Genomic DNA, 23,490 nt, shown 5'->3' with positions numbered 1-23,490 from the left:
TTTTTTCTTTAGTAAATATTTAGTAAACTATTGATTTATTTACTAAAAGGTTTTAAGATAAAGATGAAATGAAAGGGGAATCATTATGGCGACGATAAAAGATATTGCTGTATTGGCTCAGGTTTCTTCGGCAACAGTATCCCGTATTCTTAACCAGGATACCACCATATCAGTAACACCGGAAACAAGACAAAAGGTGCTAAAGATTGCAAAAGAACTTCAGTACACGAAAAAGACAAGAAATCAAATTAAGCTTGTACCTTCTTTTACGATTGGCATTGTACAGTGGTATAGCTTGGAACAGGAATTAGAAGATCCTTATTATCTGTCTGTTCGTTTAGGGGTGGAGCGCTACTGTCAGCAGCAGGAAATTCCTATTGTCCGCTATTTTAAGAATGACCAGCATTATCCTGACATTGGTCAAAAAGATGGACTGATTTGCATTGGAAAGTTCAGTGAAGAAGAGATCGCTTATTTTAAAACCTGTTGTCAGAATATTTTATTTGTTGATTTGATTTCAGAAACAATTCAGGAAAATTCCATTGTGCTGGATTTTGATAAAGCCATGCAGGATGGATTGGATTATTTGTGTAGTTTAAATCATCATAAAATCGGATATTTAGGCGGGGAAGAGTTTGGCAGTGATCATAAAAAATTTAGTGATGCTCGTTTAAAAGCGTTTCGCCAATATGCTTTGCTTCATGATCTGGAGGTTCAGCCATATATCATGTTGGGACAATATACGAGTGAATCCGGTTATCAAATGACAAAGAAAATGATTGATGATGGAACTCTGCCTTCTGCTTTATTTGCTGCCAGTGATCCGATTGCAATAGGAGCATTAAGAGCCTTGCAGGAGGCTAAAATCGAAGTGCCAAAGCAGGTCAGTCTGATTGGCTTTGATGATATCTTGGCTTCGGCATATACTAATCCGCCGCTGACAACTATTCATGCTCCCGCTCAGGAAATGGGTGAATATGCAGCTCAGCTAGTGGCTTCAAAGCTGTTATGCAATACGTTGATACCCATGAAGATTTATCTCCCCTGTCATTTAGTAAAACGAGAGACTTGTCAGATAAAGGAGGATCAGAAATGAACCATGAAATCAATCGCTTATTAAATTTTGCCTTACAACAGCAGTTGATAGCGGAAACCGATTTTGATTATGCAGCGAATTTATTAATGGATGTATTAAAGCTGAATGAATTTCAAAAAGAAGAAATCAATGAGCATCTAACAGAATGTACGCCAATTTTGAAGATTCTGTTAGATGAGGCATGTCAGCGGGGACTGATTGAAGATGACACCACCCATCGGGATCTATTTGATACACGTATTATGAATTGTTTAATGCCGCGGCCAAGTGAAGTCATTGAACGTTTTTACTCACTTTATAGTATAAAAGGTCCAAAAGCGGCAACAGATGCCTATTACCAATTGTCGATTGCATCTAACTATATTCGTAAATCAAGAGTGGATAAGAATATGAAGTGGGTTGCAAACAGTCCCTATGGGGATATTCAGATTTCCATCAACCTCTCTAAACCGGAAAAAGATCCAAAAGAAATCGAAAAAGCAAAACTGATCAAATCTATAGATTATCCAAAATGTCTGTTATGCAAAGAGAACGTTGGTTTTGCCGGAGATTTAAAGAAGAATGCCAGACAAACCCATCGAATTATTCCGATGAAACTTGATGAAGACCACTATTATTTGCAGTACTCCCCCTATGTTTACTACAATGAACATTGTATTGTCTTTAATGAACAGCATCTACCGATGAAAATCAATGGGCAGACTTTTTCACATCTGCTTGCTTTCTTAGATGTTCTGCCACATTACTTTATAGGATCGAATGCAGATTTACCGATTGTTGGGGGATCTATCTTATCCCATGATCATTTTCAAGGCGGATGTCATCATTTTCCAATTGAGACGGCTAAAGTGTTGGCAGAATATTCATTTAAAGCTTATCCGGCGGTAAAGGCAGAAATAATTGAGTGGCCATTATCCACACTTCGTCTAACCTCAAAAAATAAAGCAGAATTATTGAAACTTAGTGAACATATTTTAGCTGTTTGGCAGTATTACAGTGATGAATCTGTCGATATTATTGCTTTTAGTGAGGGGGTACCTCATAATACAATCACACCGATTGCTAGAAAAGTGGGAGACTTTTATCAGTTGGATCTGGTATTCAGAAATAACCGCTGCAATGATATGTATCCGGATGGTATCTTTCATCCGCACCCAGCAGTACATCATATCAAAAAAGAAAATATTGGACTGATTGAGGTCATGGGGCTGGCAATTTTACCGGCGCGTTTGGTAAAGGAAATGCAGTATGTAGAAGAGGCTCTGCTTCAAGAAAGAGCAATGGATGATCCTATCTTAGGGACACATCAGGAATGGGTAAGTGCTATTGCCAAGGTGCATACGTATACTAAAGAGAACGTAAAAGAAAAAATTCAAGAAGAAATTGGGAAAGTCTTTGTTGAAGTTTTAAAAGATGCCGGGGTATTTAAATTAAATAAAGAAGGGATAGAAGCATTCAAGAGATTTGTTTCTAATTTGGGATAATATAATGACAACCATCAATATGATACAAAAAGATCCGCAAACGGGAATTGTCATGATCAAAATGGAGAATGATCAGCTTAAAGTAATGGTAACGAACTTTGGCTGTCATCTCATTTCTGTTTTAATGCCTGATAAAAAAGGACACTTTGGAGATGTTGTCTTAGGATTTTCGGATCTTGAAACTTATCAAAAACAGGATAAATTTATTGGTGCTATTGCAGGAAGAGTGGCTAATCGTATTAAACATGGTGAATTCAGTCTGAACGGGAAAGACTATCATTTAGCGATCAATAATGGTCCGAATCATCTTCATGGCGGTTTGATTGGTTTTGATAAAAAAATCTTTGATTATACAATAGAGGGAGATAGAGTTGTCTTTCATTATTTATCAAAGGACAAAGAAGAAGGCTATCCGGGCAATCTTGATCTAAGTATTACTTATGAATTGATTGAGGATACGCTGACAATGCGCGCACATGCTGTCAGTGATCAAGATACTCTAATTAATATTACGAATCATTCTTACTTTAATTTAAGTGATGAAACAGAATTGATTGATCATCATGAACTAATGGTTAAGGCAGATGAAATTGCCTGCATCGATCAGGATGGACTTCCTGACGGCAAGTTCTTAAAGGTAGAGGGAACGCCCTTTGATTTTAATGAGTTTCAATCAATCGGAGAGGGTTTAAAACAGTCTCATTCTCAGCTTGCTTTAGGAAAAGGATACGATCACCCATTCATGCTGAGTCAGCCACAGGATCAAATTTGTCTGCGTCATCCTCGCAGCGGCAGAAAGCTAAGCATCAGCACCAATCTGCCTTGCGTTCAAGTTTATACCGCTAACTATTTAGATGAGACATTGATCGGGAAAAAGGGGCATCCCTATAAAGCCAGAGAAGGGATTTGCTTAGAAACACAATACATGCCGGATGAAATTCATTTGGCGAAAGAACCGAAAGTTATTTTAAGAAAGGGCGAAAGCTATGATGCTGTTACGGCATATCGCTTTGAAGTGGAAAAATAATATGAAACAATCTACATTTTTAAAAAAAGAAATAGAAAACCATCTGTATGATGAGTGTCTTTTAGATATTTATATTGATGAAAATAAATTAGACAAGCAAAGACAACGCTATATAAATGCGATTGAACAATTTGAAAATCTATATGGCATAAAAGAAATTGAAATTTACAGCGCACCGGGAAGAAGTGAAATCGGTGGTAATCACACCGATCATCAGCATGGAAAAGTATTGGCAGCTTCTATTAATCTGGATTGCATAGCGATTGTCGCTAAACGGGAAGAACCGATTATAAAAATTGTGTCCGATGATTTTGATATTGCGCCGATTGATTTAAATGACTTAGCTGTTAATGAGGATGAAAATGGAACCTCAGAAGCATTAATAAGAGGAGTATGTCACCAACTTGCAGCTTTAGGCTATCGAATTGGTGGATTTGATGCTTATATGACCAGTGAAGTGCTAATGGGAGCCGGACTTTCTTCATCGGCGGCGTTTGAAGTGGCAGTCGGAACGATTTTATCCGGACTTTATAATGAGATGACGATTGATCCTGTGGAGATTGCAAAAGTAGGGCAATATGCAGAAAATATCTACTTTAAAAAACCATGTGGACTGATGGATCAGATGGCATCTTCAGTAGGATCGATTATATCCATAGATTTTAAAAATATAGATCAGCCTCAGATTCAACGTTTAGAAGTTGATTTTCCGACATTTAAGCATAGTCTGTGTATTGTCGATACAAAAGGGTCCCATGCGGATCTGACAGATGATTATGCTGCCATTCCGGTAGAAATGAAGGAAGTAGCACAAGTGTTTGGTCAGCAGTTTTTATGTGACATCTCGGAGGCTGATTTTTATGCTAATTTAAATAAAGTACATGAAAGCTGTCATGACCGCGCTTTATTAAGAGCGATTCATCTCTTTGAAGAAAATAAACGTGTTGAAAAAGAAGTGGAGGCTTTAAATGCCCATGATTGTGAAGCGTTTAAAAAGCAAGTGCAGCTTTCTGGCAACAGTTCATTTAAATATCTGCAGAATGTTTACTCAAACCATGATATTCAAAATCAAAGTATTCCGTTAGGATTGGCATTAACTGAAAACTTCTTGCAGGATGCGGGAGTATGTCGTGTTCACGGCGGTGGTTTTGCCGGTACAATCCAAGCCTTCGTTCCTGATCACCTCGTTGAAGCTTATCAGACCTATATTGAAAACTTCTTTAGTGAAGGGACTTGCCATATTTTAAAAATCAGAAAGCATGGAGGCATTAAAGTCATCTAAGTCTTGATTACGTATCCGCAAATAGTGTACAAAAATGGTCTATTTAAATAAATAGATCATTTTTTATGATTTAAACAAGAAAGAATTGAAACAAAGTATAAAATGTGTTATCATTACACTCCTTAAGTAAGGAGGCAGAAGAATGAAAGCATGGCTGATTGATAACTAAAGGATACATTGCTCTGCCATTTTTTAGTACTACGATGGTAGTACTTTTATTTTGTTTAAAAAGAGGGGTGAAAAAATGATTGAATTGGAAAACATTAGTAAGACCTACAAAGTAGGCAGGCGAAATGCCGGTTTTAAAGAAGCCGTTAAATCTTTATTTAAAAAAGAGATGGTTGAAGTAGAAGCTTTAAAAGATATTTCGTTTAAAATCAATGAAGGAGAAATTGTGGGCTATATTGGTCCTAATGGAGCAGGAAAAAGCAGTACGATCAAGATCATGTGCGGAATCTTAACGCCTGAACATGGACGCTGTGTCATCAATGGCATGGTACCATGGCTGGATCGAAAAAAGTATGTAAAACAGATTGGGGTTGTTTTTGGACAGCGAAGCCAGTTATGGTGGGATGTTCCGGTAGTCGATTCCTTTGAATTGCTCAAGGATATTTATGAGATCGATGAAACGGTGTATCAGCGCAACGTAAAAGAATTAAGTGAGCTGCTTGGATTAGAAACACTTTTAAGGACACCAACCCGTTCATTAAGCTTAGGTCAGCGAATGCGCTGTGAAATTGCGGCGGCATTGCTTCACGATCCTAAGATTTTGTTTTTAGATGAACCGACCATCGGATTAGATGCAGTCAGCAAGGTAGCCGTCAGAAATTTTATTAAAAAAATCAATGAAACTCGTCACACCACGATTATTTTAACGACACACGATATGCAGGATATAGAAGCACTGACTTCTAGGATATTGTTGATTGGGCATGGTCGTATCTTATTTGACGGACCACTGGAAGCCTTAAAAAAACGTTACGGGGATTACAAGTTTATCCGATTAGAGCATCATGGCGGAACGATTCTTCCTAAAGAAGGATTAGTGGTGAATGAAGAAGACCAGCAGATTGCTAAACTCATATTGGATCAAGAAAAGTTAAGTATCAATGAAGCTATCGATTATTTATCAACACAAGTCGATATTCACGATCTCACGATCGATCCTCCCTTCATTGACGATATCATTATCTCCTTATATAAGGAGTATCACATATGAAAAAGTATTTAAGTTTTTTTAGGATCCGTTTTAATTTATTGCTGCAGTATCGCGGAGCAGCCTATGCAGGGATGGTAACGCAATTTTTCTGGGGAATCATGACCTTGCTTATGTTTCATGCTTTTTATGATGCTGATCCCAATGCTTTTCCGATGACCTTTAGTCAGCTGTCAGCCTATATTTGGATACAGCAATCCACTATTGCTTTGCTGATGGTTTGGTTTTTAGAAAACGATCTTTTTGAAGAGATCACTTCTGGCGGAGTAGCTTATTCATTAGTGCGCCCATTGGATCTTTATACGATGTGGTTCACTAAAAATGTGGCGACTCGTTTAGCGAAAGCTGCTTTGCGGTTTATTCCAATTTTACTGATTGCCTTTTTACTGCCAGTTCCATATCGAATGAGTTTACCAGCTTCTTGGCTAAGTTTTATTTGCTTTATCGGAGCCATGATCCTTGCGGTAATTATAGTTGTAGCTTACTGCATGCTGATCTATATTGCTACTTTTCATACAATGAATCCGATGGGCATCCGTATTGTAGCAACCTCGATGACTGAATTTTTTTCAGGAGCGATTATTCCCTTAGCGTTCCTGCCAACCTATCTGCGTACTCTTTTGGAGTGGAGCCCGTTTGGATCGATGGTTAATTTTCCTTTGCAAGTTTATAATGGGAATATTCAAGGGGCAGCATTGGTGCAGGGATTATTTCTTCAGATATTCTGGGCTGTTGTGTTAGTTTTATTTGGAAAATGGTGGATGCATCAATCTCTGAAGAAAGTTATTATACAGGGAGGTTAAAAGATGAAACTATACTTGAAATATTTTCAAATTCATCTGCATAGTCAGATGCAGTACAAAGTATCCTTTTTGCTCACCATTATAGGACAGTTTATTTTATCTTTTTCTGCTTTTTTAGAGATTTATTTTATGATGACACGTTTTCATACCGTAAATGCTTTTACTTTTGAAGAAGTCTTATTATGCTTTGCGATTGTCATGCTTGCCTTTGCATTAGCAGAATGCTTTGTCCGTGGCTTTGACGGGTTTTCTTCAATTTTGGGAATGGTCAATTTGATCGTATTTTAGTCCGCCCGCGCAATATTATTTTTCAAGTATTGGCAACTAAGATTGAATTGTCTAGAATCGGTCGCTTTATTCAATCTGCCATCATTTTTGCCTACGCTATCCCGCGCTGTCAGATTATATGGAGTACGGATAAGATTTTCACATTAGTTCTGATGATAATCTCCGGGGTTGCTGTATTTAGTGGATTGTTTATTATCTATGCCTCCCTATGTTTCTTTACAACAGAAGGGCTGGAATTCCTAAATATTTTTACAGATGGCGGAAGAGAGTTCGGTAAATATCCTTTTTCTATTTATGGCGAAGGAGTATTAAAATTATTTACCTATATTATTCCATTAGCTTTATTTCAATACTATCCATTCTTATATCTCATTGGAAAAACTCAGGATATCCATTATATGTTCGCTCCGTTTCTTGCTTTTTTATTTTTAATTCCCTGTCTGCTTCTATGGAAGATAGGATTAAGGCATTATAAGTCTACCGGTTCATAAATTTGAAAATACAGTTCGATAATGAACTGTATTTTTGTATGAAAAAACCTCAGATATTTAAAGATAAATATACTGGACTAGCTGTCCATCGTAAGCTGTTGCTAAATTTTTGGTATAAAAAATCCCACTCCATAGCTGTTTTGAAATTTAATAATTTCATTCGTCTATTTTAGTGGGATTAGATTTATTTATCCTCTATTTGACTTTTATTAATAAATACCTTGAGAGATCATGGCAGCTACGACTTTTTCAAATCCGGCAATATTAGCCCCGGCAACCAGGTCATAACCTAATCCATATTTTTCACTTGCGGCTTTGCTGGCAGCGTGGATATTCTGCATGATTTGTTTTAATTTTGCGTCAACTTCTTCTGAAGTCCAGCTATAGCGCATTGAATTTTGTGCCATTTCTAAAGCGGATACCGCAACGCCTCCGGCATTAGCCGCTTTTGCAGGACCTAAAATAATTTTATTTGCTTTAAAGAAGTTCATCGCTTCTGGACGAGTTGGCATATTCGCCCCTTCAATGACATAGCGAATACCGTTTTTTGCCAATTGTTCTGCTTCTTCTAAACCGATTTCATTTTGTGTAGCACAAGGCATAGCAATATCGCCTTTTAGTCCCCAAGGTTTTTGTCCCGGGAAGAATTCACAGTTAAAGGCTTTCGCATAATCTGCTAATTTCACATCATTCGATTCTCTGATCTTTACTAGGAAATTAATTTTTTCATCGGTATTAATTCCGTTTGGATCGTAAATATAACCATCTCTTCCGGAGATTGAAATGACTTTTGCTCCTAATTCTTTGGCTTTTAAGCAAACACCCCAAGCTACATTACCATAACCGGAAAGAATAATCGTTTTTCCTTCGAAGCTTTCGCCTTTTTCTTTAAGCACTTCTTGAGCATAATACATCGCTCCAAAACCGGTTGCTTCGGGACGAATCAAGCTTCCCCCATAAGGCAGAGGCTTACCAGTCAGTACACCATTTTCAAAGGCTCCGCGTATGCGGCGATATTGTCCATATAAATAACCAATTTCACGAGCACCGACACCGATATCACCGGCAGGAACATCGATATCCGGTCCAATATGGCGATAGAGTTCTGTCATAAAGCTTTGACAAAAACGCATGATTTCAGCATCTGATTTTCCTTGCGGATTAAAATCAGACCCGCCTTTACCCCCACCGATTGGCAATGTGGTAAGTGAATTTTTAAAAACCTGTTCAAAGCCTAAAAATTTAACGATGCTTAAATTTACACTTGGATGAAAACGCAGTCCGCCTTTATAAGGACCAATCGCTCCATTGAATTGGACACGATAACCACGGTTTACTTGAACTTGGCCTTGATCATCTGTCCAAGGAACCTTAAACATGATGGCTCTTTCCGGTTCAACGATTCTTTCTAAGATAGCAAGTTTTTCATATTCCGGATGTGCTTCAATGACAGGTGTCAGGCATTCCAGCACTTCCTCTACAGCTTGGCTGAATTCTGGCTCATGGCTGTTTTTTTCTTTAACTTCTTTTAAAACGCGTTCGATATATTTCATAATTCATCCCCCTTGTTTTTCATTTTACTAAAAAGCAGGATATAAATAAAGAGAAAAAGTAAATTTTTTGCAATTAACAAAAAACCGGCATTAAGATACCGGTTTCATTCGAAATTTACTTTTTACTTTGTTCGATGACACGTTTTTGAACAGCTTCAGGAGCGATTTCGTAACCAAGAAATTCCATTTCAAATGTTCCTTGTCCTTGTGTCATTGCTTTAAGATCAATCGCATATTCCATGATTTCATTTTGCGGCACTTCTGCTTCAATCCTAACAGTTCCCTCTTGATGATCAATGTTGCCAACACGTCCGCGCTTTTTATTAATGTCACTCATAATATCACCGGTGTATTTTTCATCTGCGGTAATTATCATTTTAACGAAGGGTTCTAATAAAGCCGGCTTGGCTTTTGCCATTGCTTCTTTAAATGCCATGCTGGTAGCTGTTTTAAAGGCTAATTCAGAAGAATCGACATTATGATAAGTCCCATCAATGAGTGTCGCTTTAATTCCGATGACCGGATATCCAGCCAGCACGCCTTCTTTTACACTTTCTGCCAATCCCTTTTCAACCGCAGGGAAGTAAGCTCTTGGTACGGCTCCGCCAACAATTTTTTCTTCGAAGATATATGGGGTATTTAATTGAAGAGAAGGTTCAAACGTAATCTCAACATCTCCATACTGTCCATGACCACCGGACTGCTTTTTATATTTAGCACGCTGAGTAATCATCGAACGAATCGTTTCACGATAAGGAATGATGACATCCCCCAAGGCAACATCAATTTTAAATTTACTCTTTAGTTTAGATACGATGATATCTAAATGTTGATCTCCCATTCCGTAAATCAGCTGTTGTTTTGTTTCAGGATTAGTTTCAAAGCGCAGTGTCTGATCTTCTTCTAACAAGCGATGAATGGCATTGGCAATCTTTTCTTCATTATCTTTGCCCACAGGACGAATCGCTTTAGAATAATAAGGCGTAGGGAATTCAATCGGTTCATAAGCAACGCGATAATCTAAAGTGCAAAGCGTATCGTTTGTCTGTGTATACTGCAATTTTGTCAGGGCACCGATATCCCCAGCATTCAGCTCTGAGGTTTCGATCAATTCTTTTCCTTTCATAATAAAGAGCTTATTTAATTTTTCAGCTTCTTTTTTATTGCTGTTATAAAGAGTCATGCCGCTTTTAAGCGTTCCTGTACAAATCTTGATAAGTGAGATACGCCCAACAAACGGATCCGCAATCGTTTTAAAAACAAAAGCAGAAGGTGCCAAACTTTCGTTATAGCCAATGATATCTTGTTCATTGGTTTCAAGATTATTCACAATAAAGGAATTACAAGTATCGGCAGCTGAAGGGAAAAAGGCGACGATTGAATTTAAGATGATTTGAATCCCGATTGTCTCTGTTCCGCACAATACCGGAATAATTGTATTATTCATCACACCCTGACGTAATGCCCAAGAAATTTCTTCTTTGCTGAAAGGTTCCCCATTAAAATATTTTTCTAATAATGCATCGCTTGAATTGGCAACCGCTTCATCAATCATTTCTTTAATCGGATTCACTTCATCCCACATATGATCGGGAATATCTGAAGGAATGGTATGATCGCCTTGGAAACGACGTCCTTCCATTTTAGCGACATTGACATAACCCACCATCTTATGATCTTCCATGATCGGAACCTGAATAGGTGCAATCGCTTTTCCAAATGTTTCTTTTAATTCCGTCAGCTTTTGCTGGTAGGCACTGTTGGGATCATCTAAGCCATTGATAAATATCATTTTCGGCATCCCTTTGGTTTTATTCATCGCTTGAATTGTTCCAACATTAATGCCTTTGCTGGCAGGAACTATAATCAAAGCAGATTCAGCGGCACGAATGGCTTGATTGATTTCAGATACAAAATCAATGTTTCCCGGTGTATCCAATAAGTTGATCTTGCAGTTTTCCCATTCCAGCGGAACAATGGTGGTATTGATGGATATTTTACGTTTGATTTCTTCGTTGTCATAATCACTGAGTGTATTTCCATCCGCAATTCTCCCAATTTTGCTGATGCTTCCGGCACGGTAGGCCATCGATTCTATAATACATGTCTTTCCGCTGCCACTATGACCTAAAACAACGACATTTCCAATTTCATTTGAATGATAAACTCTCATGTTATCACGCTCCTTTGAATAAGGTCTATCTATAGTTTTATTTTATCATATCTCATTTTTTAGTAAAGCGCTTTCATACTATTGGGTAAAAAAACTGCCATAATAAAGAAGGCAGTTATTTTTCATTTAATTTTGCTTTTAACTCTTTTGGAATGGCAAAACAATGTGTCAATGTAGCATCTAAAAGTTTAAAACGTTCCGCATATTTATAGGAAGTATTATAAGCCATCATTTCAAATAACGAATAAAACATCTGTATCTGCTTTTCGTCCATCTGAGATTGGTGAGCGCGAATCGCTTCCATCTTTGTTTCAATATAATCCGTGATATCCACGGTTGTGTTATCATCGCTGGTAAAATAGAAACCGATGATTTTTACAGAAAAAGCATCGGGATGCGGGCGATTGTCTTCATAAGGATAATAAGGCTGACCGCAGCGCATGAATGCTTCACAAAGTGCTTTACCGGTTTGAATATGTACCGGATGCATTTCATTGGGTAAATCCGGATCAACTGTGAAAATGGCATCCGGCTTGACTTCACGTATTACTCTGACAAAATCTTTAACTAATTGTTCATGGGTAGCAGGATTTTGATCATGATAACCAAGATCTCCTAAATTAATAGTGCCTGTAATATCCATTGCTGCCTGTGCTTCTTTTTGACGAATCTCTCCCAGCATTTCCGGAGTGATTGCCGGATCATTTGAACCGCCGCGTCCTTGAGTGACAGTCAGTCCATAGACCTTGACTCCTTTTTTCACTAAATAAGCCATTGTTCCGCCGGCACCGATTTCATTATCATCCGGATGCGGCTGAATAAAGAGAGCTGTTTTGATATCATCCATTTTCGGATAAGCAATCGTAAAATCCATTTACATCTTCCTTTCTTTTTATATAATTGTTTTTTCAAGATGTTCTTTAGTGACTAATGGAAATAAGATTTTATATTGACGACTTCCAACTTTGAAAGTTAATCGATGTTTTTCATAGCTTGCTTTCTGAATGTTTTTCACACGAATAAATTCATCACGGCAGATAACCGATTTTTTTGAAACAAAAACCCAGCGATTCAAATGCCAATAGGTTAAAATTAATCCAGCTACATGAATCAATGTTGAGATTGATTCATTCATAACAGATAAAGGAATCAGGAATTGAAGAACCACGTAGATATTAAAAAGATAAACTTCCATTTTTTGAGGAAGGGATAAAACACGCTTGATCGTACGATCTTGTTTTAATAATTTTTTGGTCTTTGAATAATCAAAGAAATAAATCCCAAATGTAATGATTTTTAATAGTACTATAATGATGATATGAAACATGGTGACACCGCCTTTTAAAATATTTTAACATAAATTAAAAAAAATAAGTATATAAAATTAAAACAGTTACACAATAATCTTGAAAGGAAGGTGAGATATATGAATTCAAATAACTCAAGTACTAACAAATTAGTAGTTCCTGGAGCTAAAAATGCTATCGATCAAATGAAATACGAAATCGCTAACGAATTTGGTGTTACATTAGGTGCTGATACTACTGCTAGAGCTAACGGTTCAGTTGGTGGAGAAATCACTAAACGTTTAGTTCAAATGGGACAAAACCAAATTAAAGGATCTTCTCAAAACTAATGATGAAATAGGGCACTCTTGAGTGCTCTATTTTTCTTTTTAATTTAAATTACGCCTACTTTACTCCTAAGCTTACTCCTCCTTGTCTTTATTAAGTTTTATTACTCATTCTATTTTATCCTGTTATTTTCAAACATTCATGATATTTTATGCGGTTTAACCTAGTTTTGTCTAATAAAGCAGCAAACTTTCAATTGAAAAATAAAATTAGTTTCTATTTTTGAAAGCGGTTATAATCGAATTCGTTGAAATATTTTGAAAACTCCGTTAGAATGAATAATGAGGGCAAAAAATTGTTTTCAGAATTATAAAAAAAGCATATTTATCACATGTTTTCGTTGATAATAAATGTATATTGGGAATTGGAGGAAAAATTATGTCAATGATCATTGCGGTCAATGCCGGAAGCTCGTCTTTAAAATTTCAGCTTTACAGAATGCCAGGATATGAAGTGCTGGTTCAAGGAAATGTTGAAAGAATTGGTTTGGAGAGCGGACAGGCTGTTATTAAATACAATGGTAAAAAGGAAGTTGTTCAAGATGTTTTCCCAACACATAAAGAAGGTGTCGATTTTATCTTGAAAGTATTATTGGATTATCATATCATCGAGTCATTAGATGAAATTGAAGCTTGTGGACATCGTATTGTCCATGGCGGAGAATATTTCAATCAGTCTGTGATTGTTGATGAGGATGTTGTAAGCAAAGTAGAGGAATTGTGTGAACTGGCGCCATTACATAATCCGGCGCATTTAATCGGATATCGTGCTTTTAAAGAAGCATTACCTAACAGTCGTCATGTTTTTGCGTTTGATACCGCTTTTCATCAAACATTGGATAAAGAACGTTATTTATATGCACTGCCATATGAATACTATACTGATTTAGGTGTACGAAAATATGGAGCTCATGGATTAAGTCATCAATATGTTTCACAGCAGGTGATTGCACATTTAGGTAATCCAAAGCGTTCACGTATTATTGTGTGTCATTTAGGAAATGGGGCAAGCATTTCTGCCGTGGAAGATGGGAAATGCATCGATACCTCAATGGGCTTTACACCTTTAGCTGGAGTAATGATGGGAACGCGCAGCGGTGATGTGGATCCGTCGATCATGCCTTACTTATGCAAAAAGCTGAATAAAACGGCTCAGGAAGTATTGGATATTTACAATAAAAAATCAGGAATGTTGGGAGTGTCCGGTATCTCATCAGATTCACGTGATGTTGAACAGGCCTTGTTTAAAGAAGGAAATGAACGGGCATTATTGACCGGATTGCTTTATGCAAGAAATGTTTCAAAATATATTGGCAGCTATGTGATGGAATTAGGCGGTGTCGATGTCATTGCCTTTACAGCCGGAATCGGTGAAAACGTACCTTATTTAAGAGCGCTGATCATCGATGATGTCGCAAGAGCATTAGGCTGCCATATCGATGTAGCGTTAAATAATCAGCGCTCTGATGAAAGCCGTGTCATTTCTCTGCCGTCATCACAGGTGGAAGTCATGGTCGTGCCAACCAACGAAGAATTAGTTATCGTTCGTGATACGGTGCGTTTACTTGGCATTAACGAAGGAGAATAAAATGAGTATATTTGAAACTATTAAGACTTATCAAAAAGTATGTCTTTATCGTCATGTCAATCCGGATTTTGATGCATATGGCTCACAATTAGGGATGGCTCATATCCTGCGTCAGCATTTTCCTAACATCAAGATCATGCTGAAGGGACAAAGAAACGAAGAACTTCTGACGAAATTAGAAGAAGATTATATATGGGATAGCTTTGAAGATGTCAGTGATGCTTTGGCGATTGTTTTAGATACAGCCAATCATGAGCGGATTGATGGAGAAGATTATGCACAATGTGCAGGCAGAATTAAAATTGACCATCATTTGATTGTCGATTCGTTTGGTGATATAAACATTGAGGAGCCGACTAAATCTTCGACTTCGCAAATTGTTACGGAATTGTATCAGGCTTATTTTAAAGAACCGATGGATTGTCAGGCAGCCACTTGCTTATATTTTGGAATGATTGCCGATTCCAATCGCTTTCTATTCCGCAGCACCGATGGAAGTACATTAAAAGCCGGTGCTTATTTGCTGGATTGTGGCATTGACATGGAAAATATTTATCAAAGAATGTATCTGCGTAAAGAAATTGATCTGCGTATTAATCGTTTTATCTTGAATCGTTATGAGTCAACTGCCAGCGGCATTGCTTACTATACACTAAATCAGGAGGATTTAGATGAATTAGGTATTACTCGTGAACGTGGTTCTGATTATGTGAATATGCTGTCAAATATTCAGGAATTTCGTGTATGGATGGCAATTACTCAAAACTCAGAAGCGAATAACTGGCGTGTCAGTTTGAGAAGCCGTGATGTATCAGTGAATAAAGTCGCTGAACAATTTAATGGTGGCGGACATCAGCTAGCCAGTGGAGCTACTTTGGAATCGATCGAGGATTTGCCAAAATTGATCGAAGTCATCGAGGAACAAATGAAAAGAGATTAAGATTGTAATTGTTTACAATCTTTTTTCTTAGTATAATAGTCATATAAAGTTCAAAAAAATCAGTTATAGTAATGAAAGAATATGTGGAGGCAATATATGAAGACAAAAATACTTGTGGTAGATGATGAAATTCATATTCGTGAATTAATCAAGTTTTATCTGAATAAAGAAGGCTATGAGATACGAGAAGCAAGCAATGGCGAAGAAGCTTTGGAAATCGTAGAGAATGAGTTTATTGACTTGGCTATTGTCGATGTCATGATGCCGATCATGGATGGCTATGAATTTGTGAAAGAAATGAAAGAAATTCGTGATATTCCAGCGATTATGCTGACGGCAAAAGGGACATCCGAAGATAAATTAAAAGGGTTTGATTTGGGCATCGATGATTACGTGGTAAAGCCTTTTGATGCACCTGAATTAATGGCACGTGTCAAAACTATTTTAAAAAGATATAGTGTCAATGCACAAAATATCATTACGATTGGCAATACGACACTAGATGGGGATAAATATGAAATTCATTATAAAGGAGAAGTAATTCATTTACCGTTAAAGCAATTTGAATTGGTGTTTGAACTCGCTAAAAATCCCAATCAGATATTCTCTCGTGAACAGCTAATCGAAAGGATTTGGGGCATGGATTATGATGGATTTGATCGTACCGTTGATGTTCATATTAAAAGAATTCGTGAGAATTTAGGACATATCGATGATTTTAAAGTAGTAACGGTGCGCGGACTGGGCTATAAAGTAGAAGTGGAAGCACAGTAGGCAATGAAATCCATTTATGGAAAACTGATTCTTGGATTTCTTGTCAGTATTCTGATTAGTTTCTCCTTTGCCGGCTATTTTGTTCTTAAAAATAATTCAGAGGAGCTATCTGAATTTACCCGGGTGGAACTGCAGGATGCCACACGACTGATCTTGAATCAAATGACTTATGTCGAAGATGATCAGGTAGGACAGGTACTTACTAATATTTCCGAATCTTTGAACGTGGCAATCCTAGTCAGCCATGATGATTCGGAGATTGTGTATGGACAGTTTAAAAAGCCGGATAAATTAGATGAAGCGATTTCTAATTTGAAAGATAAAAAAGACGGCTATATCGATATGCGAAATTCCTTCTTTCAAACGGTAGGAACCCATTTTGAAATCGACGGAACACAATATACTTTGTTTGTACAGAAAAATATCTCTCAGCAGGAGAACATTTTTAAACATTCTGCATTATTGGCGGTTGGCTTTATTTTTATCGTGGGAAGTGTTGTCTTCTTGATTATTGCGGATATTATTGTTAAGCCGATTACGCGTTTGACACGTGCTACTCAGGAGTTAGCAAAAGGAAATTACAAAGTCAGTGTTAATTATGTCGGCAATGATGAGATTGGACGATTAAATAAAAGCTTTAACCTGATGGCACAGCAGCTGGGGAAAACCGAGCAAACCCGTCAGCAGTTTATTTCCGATGTTTCCCATGAATTTCAAACCCCTTTAACGTCGATCAACGGGTTTGCGACCATATTAAAAAATGAGGATTTACCGCCTGAACAAAGAGAAAAATATACAGATATCATCTTGTTTGAGAGCCGACGTTTATCACAGCTAAGCAAAAACATGCTGCAGCTGACACTGCTGGATGGAGAAGACATTACCTTAAATGTAGAAAACTATTCGCTGACTGAGCAACTACATCGTGTGATCTCTTCTTTAGAAGAATTTGCTAAGCAGAAGGATATTGAAATCGATGTCAATATTCCTAAAAAAGACATTATGATCAGCGGTGATCAGAACCGTTTGGAGCAGGTGTGGATCAACTTGTTGAATAATGCGATTAAATATACGAATGAAGGCGGGTATATTTCCGTGAATTTAAAACGCAACAGTAAAGATGTTGAAGTCATGATCAGTGATACCGGAATCGGCATGGACGAAGAAGCACAGCGACATATTTTCGAACGTTTTTATCGTGAAGATAAAGCTCGCAGTGTGGGAGGAAACGGGTTAGGCTTAGCGATTGTAAAGAGTATCGTCGATCTTCATTTTGGAACGATTAAGGTGAAATCACAAAAAGATGTCGGTTCAGAATTTTATGTGAATCTCCCATATGAAAGAAACAATGCTTTAAAAGAAGTCTTTAAATCATATCGTAAAGAGGGATAGAGGAAGCTCCTCTATTTTTCTTTCTTTATTTTTAAAGTCATTTATTATATAATAATATACTGAGACAAGAGGTGAGCATATGTATTTAAAAAGAATCGAACTACATGGTTTCAAATCATTTGCTGATCGTGTCAATCTAGAATTCCAACAGGGGATTACCGGAATCATCGGACCCAATGGCTGCGGGAAAAGCAATATTACCGATGCCATTCGCTGGGTGCTAGGTGAACAGTCAGTCAAATCATTACGTGGAACTTCGATGATCGATGTCATCTTTGCAGGTTCACAGGATCGTAAACCACAAAATGTGGCAGAGGTTACCCTCGTTTTTGATAATGCTGATCGTTATATTGACAACGATTATCAGGAAATTGAAATTACCAGAAGAATCTACCGTCATAATAATGAAGGGGAGTATTTATTAAATAAACAGCCTTGCCGTTTAAAAGACATCATTGATTTAATGATGGATACCGGATTAGGGCGTGATTCTTTATCTATGATCTCGCAGGGAAATATTTCCAGCTTTGCCGATTCTAAGCCGGAAGATCGTCGATCAATGTTTGAAGAAGCGGCCGGGGTTGCAAAGTATAAAAAAAGAAAGATCGAATCGTTAAAGCGATTAGAAAAAACAAATGATAATTTAAGTCGTATCAGTGATATTGTCAATGAACTTGAAAAACAGATCATTCCCTTGAAAAAGCAAAAAGAAAAAGCAGAACAGTATTTGGCTTTAAGGAAACAATTGGAAGATATAGAGATTGGTTTGATCGTTTTTGAATCAAAGGAATTAAAAGATAAATTGGATCAGTTAAAAGCATCGATTGCATCTTTAGAACGCTTTGATCAAGAATACAGTAGTGATTTAGCGTCTAAAGAGGCTGTTTTGGAAACAAAGAAAAATAAGATGGTGATGCTGGATAAAGAGGTTGATGAAATGCAGGTTGCCTTAATGCAGGCGATGGAAGAAGTCAATCAGCTATCCACCAGCAAAGTGCAGATCGATGAAAAACGCAAGCATATTATTGAAAATCAATCCGGAGCAGATCTGGAGCATAAGATTACCTCATTAAAGCAGATGCTGGGGGATATATTAAGCGAGTACAATAACCGTGTAGAGCGTTATGATCAGTCGCAAAAAGAAATCGATGAGCTGGAAGCAACACGCCAGTCCGTCAATAAGAAAATGGAAGGGCTGCGCCAGCTGCATGAACAGCAGAATTCAAAATATAATACTCTAAAAACAAAGCAGATGCTTTTAAAAGAACAGCAGCAAAATCACAGTAACTATCAGTATGGGGTAAAAACGATTTTATCTTCTTCCATCAATGGTGTTATTTCTGTCTTAGAAAAGATGGTGACACCTAAAGTTGGCTATGAACAGGCAATCGGGACAGCCTTAGGAGCAGCAACCCAGTTTGTTTTAACTGAAAATCAAAACAGTGCCAGAACGGCTATTGCGTATTTAAAGAAGAATAAAGCCGGACGTGCTACCTTTTTACCTATTGATGCCTTATCTAAACGTACGGTACGAGAAGACCATTTATTAGTAGCTAAAAATACCAAAGGATTTTTAGGCATTGCCAGTGAATTTGTGGAGTATGAACCTAAATATGCAACGGTTATTGCGAATCAATTGGGGAATACTCTGATTGTAGACAGCATGGAAACAGCCAATGCATTAGCGAATAGTTTATATTATCGCTATAAGATCGTCACGATTAACGGAGATGTAGTGAATGTCGGTGGATCGATGACCGGAGGACAAAACCGTCAGCAGCAAAACAGTTATTCACATAAAAAAGAGATGGAAGACATTCAAAGCGAGATGACTTCTTTAGAAAGCAATGTGATTCATCTTAAAACACAGATCAATGAATTAGATTTAAGTAGTCGTGAATACAGCAATGAACTGCTTCAAAAGAAGATTTCCTTTGCTCGTTTAGAAGAAGAGGTTTCATCTAAATTAGCTCAGTTTAAAAGTTTGAAGGTACAATATGAAACTTTGTCTAACGAAAAATTGGAAGTAAATCAGATTATGAATGATGAAGCTGAAAATGATGTCGTTAAACAGTTAAATGCGGCGATTCAAAAGCGTGATGATTTAACGGAATCTATCAAAGCGAAGCGTGAAACCCGTATGGGCTATGTCAATGATAATGAAGCTTTGGAAGAAGAATTGCGTCAGATTCGTAAAGCGATGGCAGATGTAAAATCAAAGCTGATGAATGAACGTGTTGAATTTACGAAAGTAGAGTCACAGTTAAGTGGTAAACTGGCTTATTTAAATGAAGAATATAAAATGACATTTGAATATGCAAGCGAAAATTATGGCAATAAAGTGTATAATGAAGAAGCTCGCAGCGAAGTATTTGCTTTGAAAACAGAAATTAAGCGATTAGGCAATATCAACTTAGATGCTATAGAAGAGTACAAGAGTGTGAATGAACGCTATGAGCATTTAAACACACAGCGTATTGATTTATTAGAGGCACAAAACGGCTTGCTGAAAGCCATTGATGAGATGGATCATGTAATGGTCACTCGATTTGATGAAACTTTCCATCGAATTAATGAAGAATTTAATGAAGTTTTCAGAGCGTTAATGGGTGGGGGTCGAGCCTTACTGAAATATACGGATCCGGATAACATTTTGGAAACCGGAGTCGATATTGATGTTCAGCCGCCGGGAAAATCAGTACAGAACATTTCGCTTTTCTCCGGTGGAGAAAAAGCCTTAATTGCTATTTCATGCCTATTTGCGATTTTAAAGGTGCGTCCGGTGCCAATGTGCATCTTAGATGAAGTGGAGGCGGCATTGGATCAAGCCAATGTAGAACGTTTCGCTAAATATTTAAAGGAATTTGCCGGGAAAACACAATTTATCGTTGTGACACACCGACCGGGAACAATGGAACAGTGTGATATCCTGTATGGGGCAACCATGCAGCAAAAAGGAGTTACGAAGCTAATCAGTGTTAAATTTGAAGATGTCGCTGAAACAGTGAACTAGGAGGACGACAGATGGGATTTTTTAGTAAAGTAAAAGAGAAGATCGTTGGAAAATCAGCTAAACAAAATGAAAAATATGTTGCGGGGTTAGATAAATCAAACGCCAGTTTTTCAGACCGTATCAATCAGTTAGCGGCACGTTTCAGAGAAATTGACGATGATTATTTTGAAGAATTGGAAAATATCTTAATTATGAGTGATGTTGGAGTCAACATGGTCATGAAAATAGTGGATGAGATCAAAAAAGAAGTCCGCTTGCAGGGTATTACCGATCCTAAAGATATCAATGAGATCATCATTGATAAGATGTTTGTGATCTATGCTAACGATAGTGTAATGACCAACACGATCAATTATCAGGAGAATGCCTTAACGGTCATCTTGATGGTAGGAGTTAATGGTGCGGGTAAAACAACCACCATTGCCAAGTTGGCACATCGAATGAAAGATGAAGGAAGAAACGTCATGTTGGTGGCAGGTGATACGTTCAGAGCGGGTGCCATTGATCAGTTAGCCGAATGGGCAAGACGCTTAGATGTTGAAATCATTGAAGGTAAGGAAGGCGGAGATCCTTCAGCGGCGGTATTCGATGGCATTAAACAGGCAAAAGAAAAAAAAGCCGATGTGCTGATTATTGATACTGCCGGACGTTTGCAAAATAAAGTCAATTTAATGAACGAATTAGAAAAAATGAATCGTATTATTAAACGTGAAATTCCTAATGGACCACATGAAACTTTATTAGTTGTAGATGCGACAACCGGGCAAAACGGAGTATCACAAGCAACAGAATTTGCTAAAATTACAGAGATTACCGGCATTGTTTTAACTAAGATGGATGGAACCGCTAAAGGAGGTATCGTTCTTTCGATTAAAGATGCCCTGAATATACCGGTTAAATTCATTGGCTTAGGAGAAAAAATGGATGATCTCCAGGCCTTTGACCTAGAACAGTATGTCTATGGTTTATGCAAAAATCTGATGGGAGAATAACATGGACTCATTAGAAAAAACACAGCGTGTCAATTTATTGATGGATATGTATGGTCAGTTGCTGACCGATAAACAATTAAGCTATTTGACGCTTTATTATGATGAAGATCTTTCTTTAGCGGAAATTGCTGATGAAATGGAAGTTTCACGCAATGCTGTCTATGATAATCTTAAAAGAGCGATTGCTTTATTAGAAAGCTATGAAAAAAAATTAGGCTTATTGGAGAAGCATCAAAAAAGACTACAACTCATTGACCAGATTGAAGCATTTGAAGCAGAAGATCATGACAAGCTTTATACTTATCTGGAAAAAATCAAAAATATTTAGGAGGCTATTATGGCATTTGAATCATTATCGGAACGTTTGCAAAGTTCCATCAAGAAAATTCGTGGCCAAAGTTCATTAACTGAAGAAAATATGGACGAGATGCTTCGCGAGATTCGCTTAGCATTATTAGAAGCCGATGTTAACTTTAAAGTCGTTAAAAGTTTTATCCAAAACGTCAAAGAAAAAGCGTTAGGACAAGATGTCATGGGATCTTTAACACCGGGACAGATGGTCGTTAAAATCGTGCATGATGAATTAGTGGAATTATTAGGGACAGAAGTATCAGAAATCAATTTTACCAAGAAGCCAACAGTCATTATGATGGTCGGACTTCAAGGGGCCGGGAAAACAACAACCGGTGGTAAGATTGCTAATCTGATTCGTAAAAAATATAAGAAAAGTCCGTTATTAGTTGCTGCCGATATTTATCGTCCAGCCGCAATCGATCAGTTAGAAACATTGGGACGTTCATTAGATGTTCCTGTCTTTTCTAAAGGGACAGAAGTAAAACCGGAACAGATCGTAAGCGAAGCGATGGAGTACGCAAAAGAAAATAACCATGATGTTATTTTAATCGATACTGCCGGGCGTTTACATATCGATGAACTGCTGATGGATGAATTGCTTCATATTAAAGAGATTGCCCATCCAGATGAAATCTTGTTAGTTGTCGATGCTTTGACCGGACAGGATATTGTGAATGTGGCAAGCAGCTTTAATGAAAAATTATCCATTACCGGAGCTGTGTTAACCAAATTAGATGGGGATGCCCGTGGTGGTGGTGCTTTATCTATTCGTCACATTACTCAAGTGCCAATCAAGTTTATCGGTACCGGTGAAAAATTAGATGCCTTAGACTTATTCTATCCTGAACGTATGGCTGACCGTATCTTAGGTATGGGAGATGTCATGTCGCTGATCGAAAAAGCACAGGATGTTATTGATGAAAAGAGCGCTAAAAAATCATTGGATCGTTTAACCTCAGGACAGTTCGGACTAGACGATATGCTCGACCAATTGAAACAGGTTCAAAAATTGGGACCTATTTCTGGTATATTAAAGATGATTCCGGGCATGAATGGAGCGATTCCTAATGTTAATGATGAAGATGCGAAAAAGGAAATGGTCAAAACAGAAGCCATCATTAACTCGATGACGAAAGATGAACGCCGTGATCCTTCCGTGCTGAACGCAAAACGCAAGATTCGTATTGCCAGCGGATGTGGGATGCAGGTCGCAGATATCAACCGCTTATTGAAGAAGTTTGAACAATCAAAAGCCATGATGGAAAACATGACGCGTATGAATCCAATGACGGGAATGATGAGCGGAAAACCAAAAAAAGCCCCAGTTGTACAGGGAAACCGTAAAAAAGAACGTCATAAAAAGAAGAAAAAACGTTAATATAAAAAAATGA

At 37.5% G+C, this 23,490-nt stretch carries 21 protein-coding genes; 17 read left to right on the top strand and 4 right to left on the bottom strand.

Annotation, left to right across the window (positions count from 1 at the left end):
- Positions 1 to 85 precede the first annotated feature (85 nt).
- The 8 genes from ACLRVU_RS08580 to ACLRVU_RS08545 all read left to right on the top strand — a co-directional run bounded on the left by ACLRVU_RS08580 (position 86) and on the right by ACLRVU_RS08545 (position 7,687).
- A complete protein-coding gene (locus ACLRVU_RS08580) occupies positions 86 to 1,096 on the top strand; it encodes a LacI family DNA-binding transcriptional regulator (protein ID WP_412891552.1) in 1,011 nt (336 codons plus the stop codon).
- A complete protein-coding gene (locus ACLRVU_RS08575) occupies positions 1,093 to 2,580 on the top strand; it encodes a UDP-glucose--hexose-1-phosphate uridylyltransferase (protein WP_412891551.1) in 1,488 nt (495 codons plus the stop codon). The genes ACLRVU_RS08580 and ACLRVU_RS08575 overlap by 4 nt, the downstream gene beginning before the upstream one ends.
- Positions 2,581 to 2,584: 4 nt before the next feature.
- Positions 2,585 to 3,607 (top strand): aldose epimerase family protein, encoded by a 1,023-nt coding sequence (locus ACLRVU_RS08570; protein WP_412891550.1) that lies wholly within the window; start codon positions 2,585 to 2,587, stop codon positions 3,605 to 3,607.
- 1 nt (position 3,608) lies between these two features.
- A complete protein-coding gene (locus ACLRVU_RS08565; RefSeq protein ID WP_412891549.1) occupies positions 3,609 to 4,889 on the top strand; it encodes a galactokinase in 1,281 nt (426 codons plus the stop codon).
- Between the two features lie 244 nt (positions 4,890 to 5,133).
- Positions 5,134 to 6,108, top strand: a complete 975-nt coding sequence (locus ACLRVU_RS08560) for an ATP-binding cassette domain-containing protein (RefSeq protein WP_412891548.1) — start codon at positions 5,134 to 5,136, stop codon at positions 6,106 to 6,108.
- Entirely contained in the window at positions 6,105 to 6,908 is an 804-nt protein-coding gene (locus ACLRVU_RS08555) for an ABC transporter permease (RefSeq protein ID WP_412891547.1), read from the top strand. Before ACLRVU_RS08560 ends, ACLRVU_RS08555 begins: the two co-directional genes overlap by 4 nt.
- 3 nt (positions 6,909 to 6,911) lie before the next feature.
- Positions 6,912 to 7,196 (top strand): hypothetical protein, encoded by a 285-nt coding sequence (locus ACLRVU_RS08550; protein WP_412891546.1) that lies wholly within the window; start codon positions 6,912 to 6,914, stop codon positions 7,194 to 7,196.
- Positions 7,197 to 7,225: 29 nt separating this feature from the next.
- Positions 7,226 to 7,687, top strand: a complete 462-nt coding sequence (locus ACLRVU_RS08545) for an ABC-2 family transporter protein (protein ID WP_412891545.1) — start codon at positions 7,226 to 7,228, stop codon at positions 7,685 to 7,687.
- Positions 7,688 to 7,896: 209 nt separating this feature from the next.
- On the opposite strand, the gene gdhA is transcribed toward ACLRVU_RS08545, so the two are convergent.
- The 4 genes from gdhA to ACLRVU_RS08525 all read right to left on the bottom strand — a co-directional run bounded on the left by gdhA (position 7,897) and on the right by ACLRVU_RS08525 (position 12,740).
- Entirely contained in the window at positions 7,897 to 9,240 is a 1,344-nt protein-coding gene (gene gdhA, locus ACLRVU_RS08540) for an NADP-specific glutamate dehydrogenase (protein ID WP_412891544.1), read from the bottom strand.
- 115 nt (positions 9,241 to 9,355) lie between these two features.
- Positions 9,356 to 11,413: an elongation factor G gene (locus ACLRVU_RS08535; protein ID WP_412891543.1), complete on the bottom strand. Its 2,058-nt coding sequence runs from the start codon at positions 11,411 to 11,413 to the stop codon at positions 9,356 to 9,358.
- A gap of 115 nt (positions 11,414 to 11,528) precedes the next feature.
- Positions 11,529 to 12,287 (bottom strand): PIG-L deacetylase family protein, encoded by a 759-nt coding sequence (locus ACLRVU_RS08530; protein WP_412891542.1) that lies wholly within the window; start codon positions 12,285 to 12,287, stop codon positions 11,529 to 11,531.
- A gap of 18 nt (positions 12,288 to 12,305) precedes the next feature.
- Positions 12,306 to 12,740: a hypothetical protein gene (locus ACLRVU_RS08525; RefSeq protein WP_412891541.1), complete on the bottom strand. Its 435-nt coding sequence runs from the start codon at positions 12,738 to 12,740 to the stop codon at positions 12,306 to 12,308.
- A 99-nt stretch (positions 12,741 to 12,839) separates the two neighbouring features.
- Here ACLRVU_RS08525 and ACLRVU_RS08520 point away from each other — a divergent pair, with 99 nt between their 5' ends.
- From ACLRVU_RS08520 to ffh, 9 genes are all read left to right on the top strand, one after another.
- Positions 12,840 to 13,049, top strand: a complete 210-nt coding sequence (locus ACLRVU_RS08520) for an alpha/beta-type small acid-soluble spore protein (protein WP_041138305.1) — start codon at positions 12,840 to 12,842, stop codon at positions 13,047 to 13,049.
- A gap of 376 nt (positions 13,050 to 13,425) precedes the next feature.
- A complete protein-coding gene (locus tag ACLRVU_RS08515; protein WP_412891540.1) occupies positions 13,426 to 14,634 on the top strand; it encodes an acetate/propionate family kinase in 1,209 nt (402 codons plus the stop codon).
- Position 14,635: 1 nt separating this feature from the next.
- Complete coding sequence (locus ACLRVU_RS08510; protein WP_412891539.1) at positions 14,636 to 15,574, top strand: DHH family phosphoesterase; 939 nt, start codon at positions 14,636 to 14,638, stop codon at positions 15,572 to 15,574.
- Positions 15,575 to 15,670: 96 nt separating this feature from the next.
- Positions 15,671 to 16,348: a response regulator transcription factor gene (locus ACLRVU_RS08505; RefSeq protein WP_147552022.1), complete on the top strand. Its 678-nt coding sequence runs from the start codon at positions 15,671 to 15,673 to the stop codon at positions 16,346 to 16,348.
- Between the two features lie 3 nt (positions 16,349 to 16,351).
- Positions 16,352 to 17,740, top strand: coding sequence for an ATP-binding protein (locus tag ACLRVU_RS08500; RefSeq protein ID WP_412891538.1), 1,389 nt, complete (start codon positions 16,352 to 16,354; stop codon positions 17,738 to 17,740).
- A gap of 79 nt (positions 17,741 to 17,819) precedes the next feature.
- On the top strand, positions 17,820 to 20,753 hold the full coding sequence (locus ACLRVU_RS08495; protein ID WP_412891537.1) for a chromosome segregation protein SMC: 2,934 nt from the start codon (positions 17,820 to 17,822) through the stop codon (positions 20,751 to 20,753).
- 11 nt (positions 20,754 to 20,764) lie between these two features.
- A complete protein-coding gene (ftsY, locus tag ACLRVU_RS08490; protein WP_412891536.1) occupies positions 20,765 to 21,745 on the top strand; it encodes a signal recognition particle-docking protein FtsY in 981 nt (326 codons plus the stop codon).
- Between the two features lies 1 nt (position 21,746).
- Positions 21,747 to 22,073 (top strand): YlxM family DNA-binding protein, encoded by a 327-nt coding sequence (ylxM, locus tag ACLRVU_RS08485; RefSeq protein ID WP_147552032.1) that lies wholly within the window; start codon positions 21,747 to 21,749, stop codon positions 22,071 to 22,073.
- A gap of 9 nt (positions 22,074 to 22,082) precedes the next feature.
- Positions 22,083 to 23,477 carry a signal recognition particle protein gene (gene ffh / locus ACLRVU_RS08480; protein WP_412891535.1) on the top strand — a complete coding sequence of 465 codons (1,395 nt, stop codon included), beginning with the start codon at positions 22,083 to 22,085 and terminating at the stop codon, positions 23,475 to 23,477.
- Positions 23,478 to 23,490: the final 13 nt, after the last annotated feature.

Origin of the sequence: Beduini sp. (genome assembly GCF_047239305.1) — a bacterium.
Classification (GTDB): Bacteria; Bacillota_I; Bacilli_A; order Erysipelotrichales; family Coprobacillaceae; genus Beduini.
Note: the sequence above shows the minus strand (reverse complement) of the source record. Positions and strands in the feature narration are given on the sequence as shown.

What these genes read in the sequence shown, in the direction of transcription:
- ACLRVU_RS08565 (WP_412891549.1), top strand. Translation starts at nt 3,609, where the DNA reads ATGAAACAATCTACATTTTTAAAAAAAGAAATAGAAAACCATCTGTAT.
- ACLRVU_RS08580 (WP_412891552.1), top strand. Translation starts at nt 86, where the DNA reads ATGGCGACGATAAAAGATATTGCTGTATTGGCTCAGGTTTCTTCGGCA.
- gdhA (WP_412891544.1), bottom strand. Translation starts at nt 9,240, where the DNA reads ATGAAATATATCGAACGCGTTTTAAAAGAAGTTAAAGAAAAAAACAGC.
- ACLRVU_RS08575 (WP_412891551.1), top strand. Translation starts at nt 1,093, where the DNA reads ATGAACCATGAAATCAATCGCTTATTAAATTTTGCCTTACAACAGCAG.
- ACLRVU_RS08505 (WP_147552022.1), top strand. Translation starts at nt 15,671, where the DNA reads ATGAAGACAAAAATACTTGTGGTAGATGATGAAATTCATATTCGTGAA.
- ACLRVU_RS08550 (WP_412891546.1), top strand. Translation starts at nt 6,912, where the DNA reads ATGAAACTATACTTGAAATATTTTCAAATTCATCTGCATAGTCAGATG.
- ACLRVU_RS08500 (WP_412891538.1), top strand. Translation starts at nt 16,352, where the DNA reads ATGAAATCCATTTATGGAAAACTGATTCTTGGATTTCTTGTCAGTATT.
- ACLRVU_RS08515 (WP_412891540.1), top strand. Translation starts at nt 13,426, where the DNA reads ATGTCAATGATCATTGCGGTCAATGCCGGAAGCTCGTCTTTAAAATTT.
- ffh (WP_412891535.1), top strand. Translation starts at nt 22,083, where the DNA reads ATGGCATTTGAATCATTATCGGAACGTTTGCAAAGTTCCATCAAGAAA.
- ftsY (WP_412891536.1), top strand. Translation starts at nt 20,765, where the DNA reads ATGGGATTTTTTAGTAAAGTAAAAGAGAAGATCGTTGGAAAATCAGCT.
- ACLRVU_RS08535 (WP_412891543.1), bottom strand. Translation starts at nt 11,413, where the DNA reads ATGAGAGTTTATCATTCAAATGAAATTGGAAATGTCGTTGTTTTAGGT.
- ACLRVU_RS08555 (WP_412891547.1), top strand. Translation starts at nt 6,105, where the DNA reads ATGAAAAAGTATTTAAGTTTTTTTAGGATCCGTTTTAATTTATTGCTG.
- ylxM (WP_147552032.1), top strand. Translation starts at nt 21,747, where the DNA reads ATGGACTCATTAGAAAAAACACAGCGTGTCAATTTATTGATGGATATG.
- ACLRVU_RS08570 (WP_412891550.1), top strand. Translation starts at nt 2,585, where the DNA reads ATGACAACCATCAATATGATACAAAAAGATCCGCAAACGGGAATTGTC.
- ACLRVU_RS08495 (WP_412891537.1), top strand. Translation starts at nt 17,820, where the DNA reads ATGTATTTAAAAAGAATCGAACTACATGGTTTCAAATCATTTGCTGAT.
- ACLRVU_RS08525 (WP_412891541.1), bottom strand. Translation starts at nt 12,740, where the DNA reads ATGTTTCATATCATCATTATAGTACTATTAAAAATCATTACATTTGGG.
- ACLRVU_RS08560 (WP_412891548.1), top strand. Translation starts at nt 5,134, where the DNA reads ATGATTGAATTGGAAAACATTAGTAAGACCTACAAAGTAGGCAGGCGA.
- ACLRVU_RS08530 (WP_412891542.1), bottom strand. Translation starts at nt 12,287, where the DNA reads ATGGATTTTACGATTGCTTATCCGAAAATGGATGATATCAAAACAGCT.
- ACLRVU_RS08510 (WP_412891539.1), top strand. Translation starts at nt 14,636, where the DNA reads ATGAGTATATTTGAAACTATTAAGACTTATCAAAAAGTATGTCTTTAT.
- ACLRVU_RS08520 (WP_041138305.1), top strand. Translation starts at nt 12,840, where the DNA reads ATGAATTCAAATAACTCAAGTACTAACAAATTAGTAGTTCCTGGAGCT.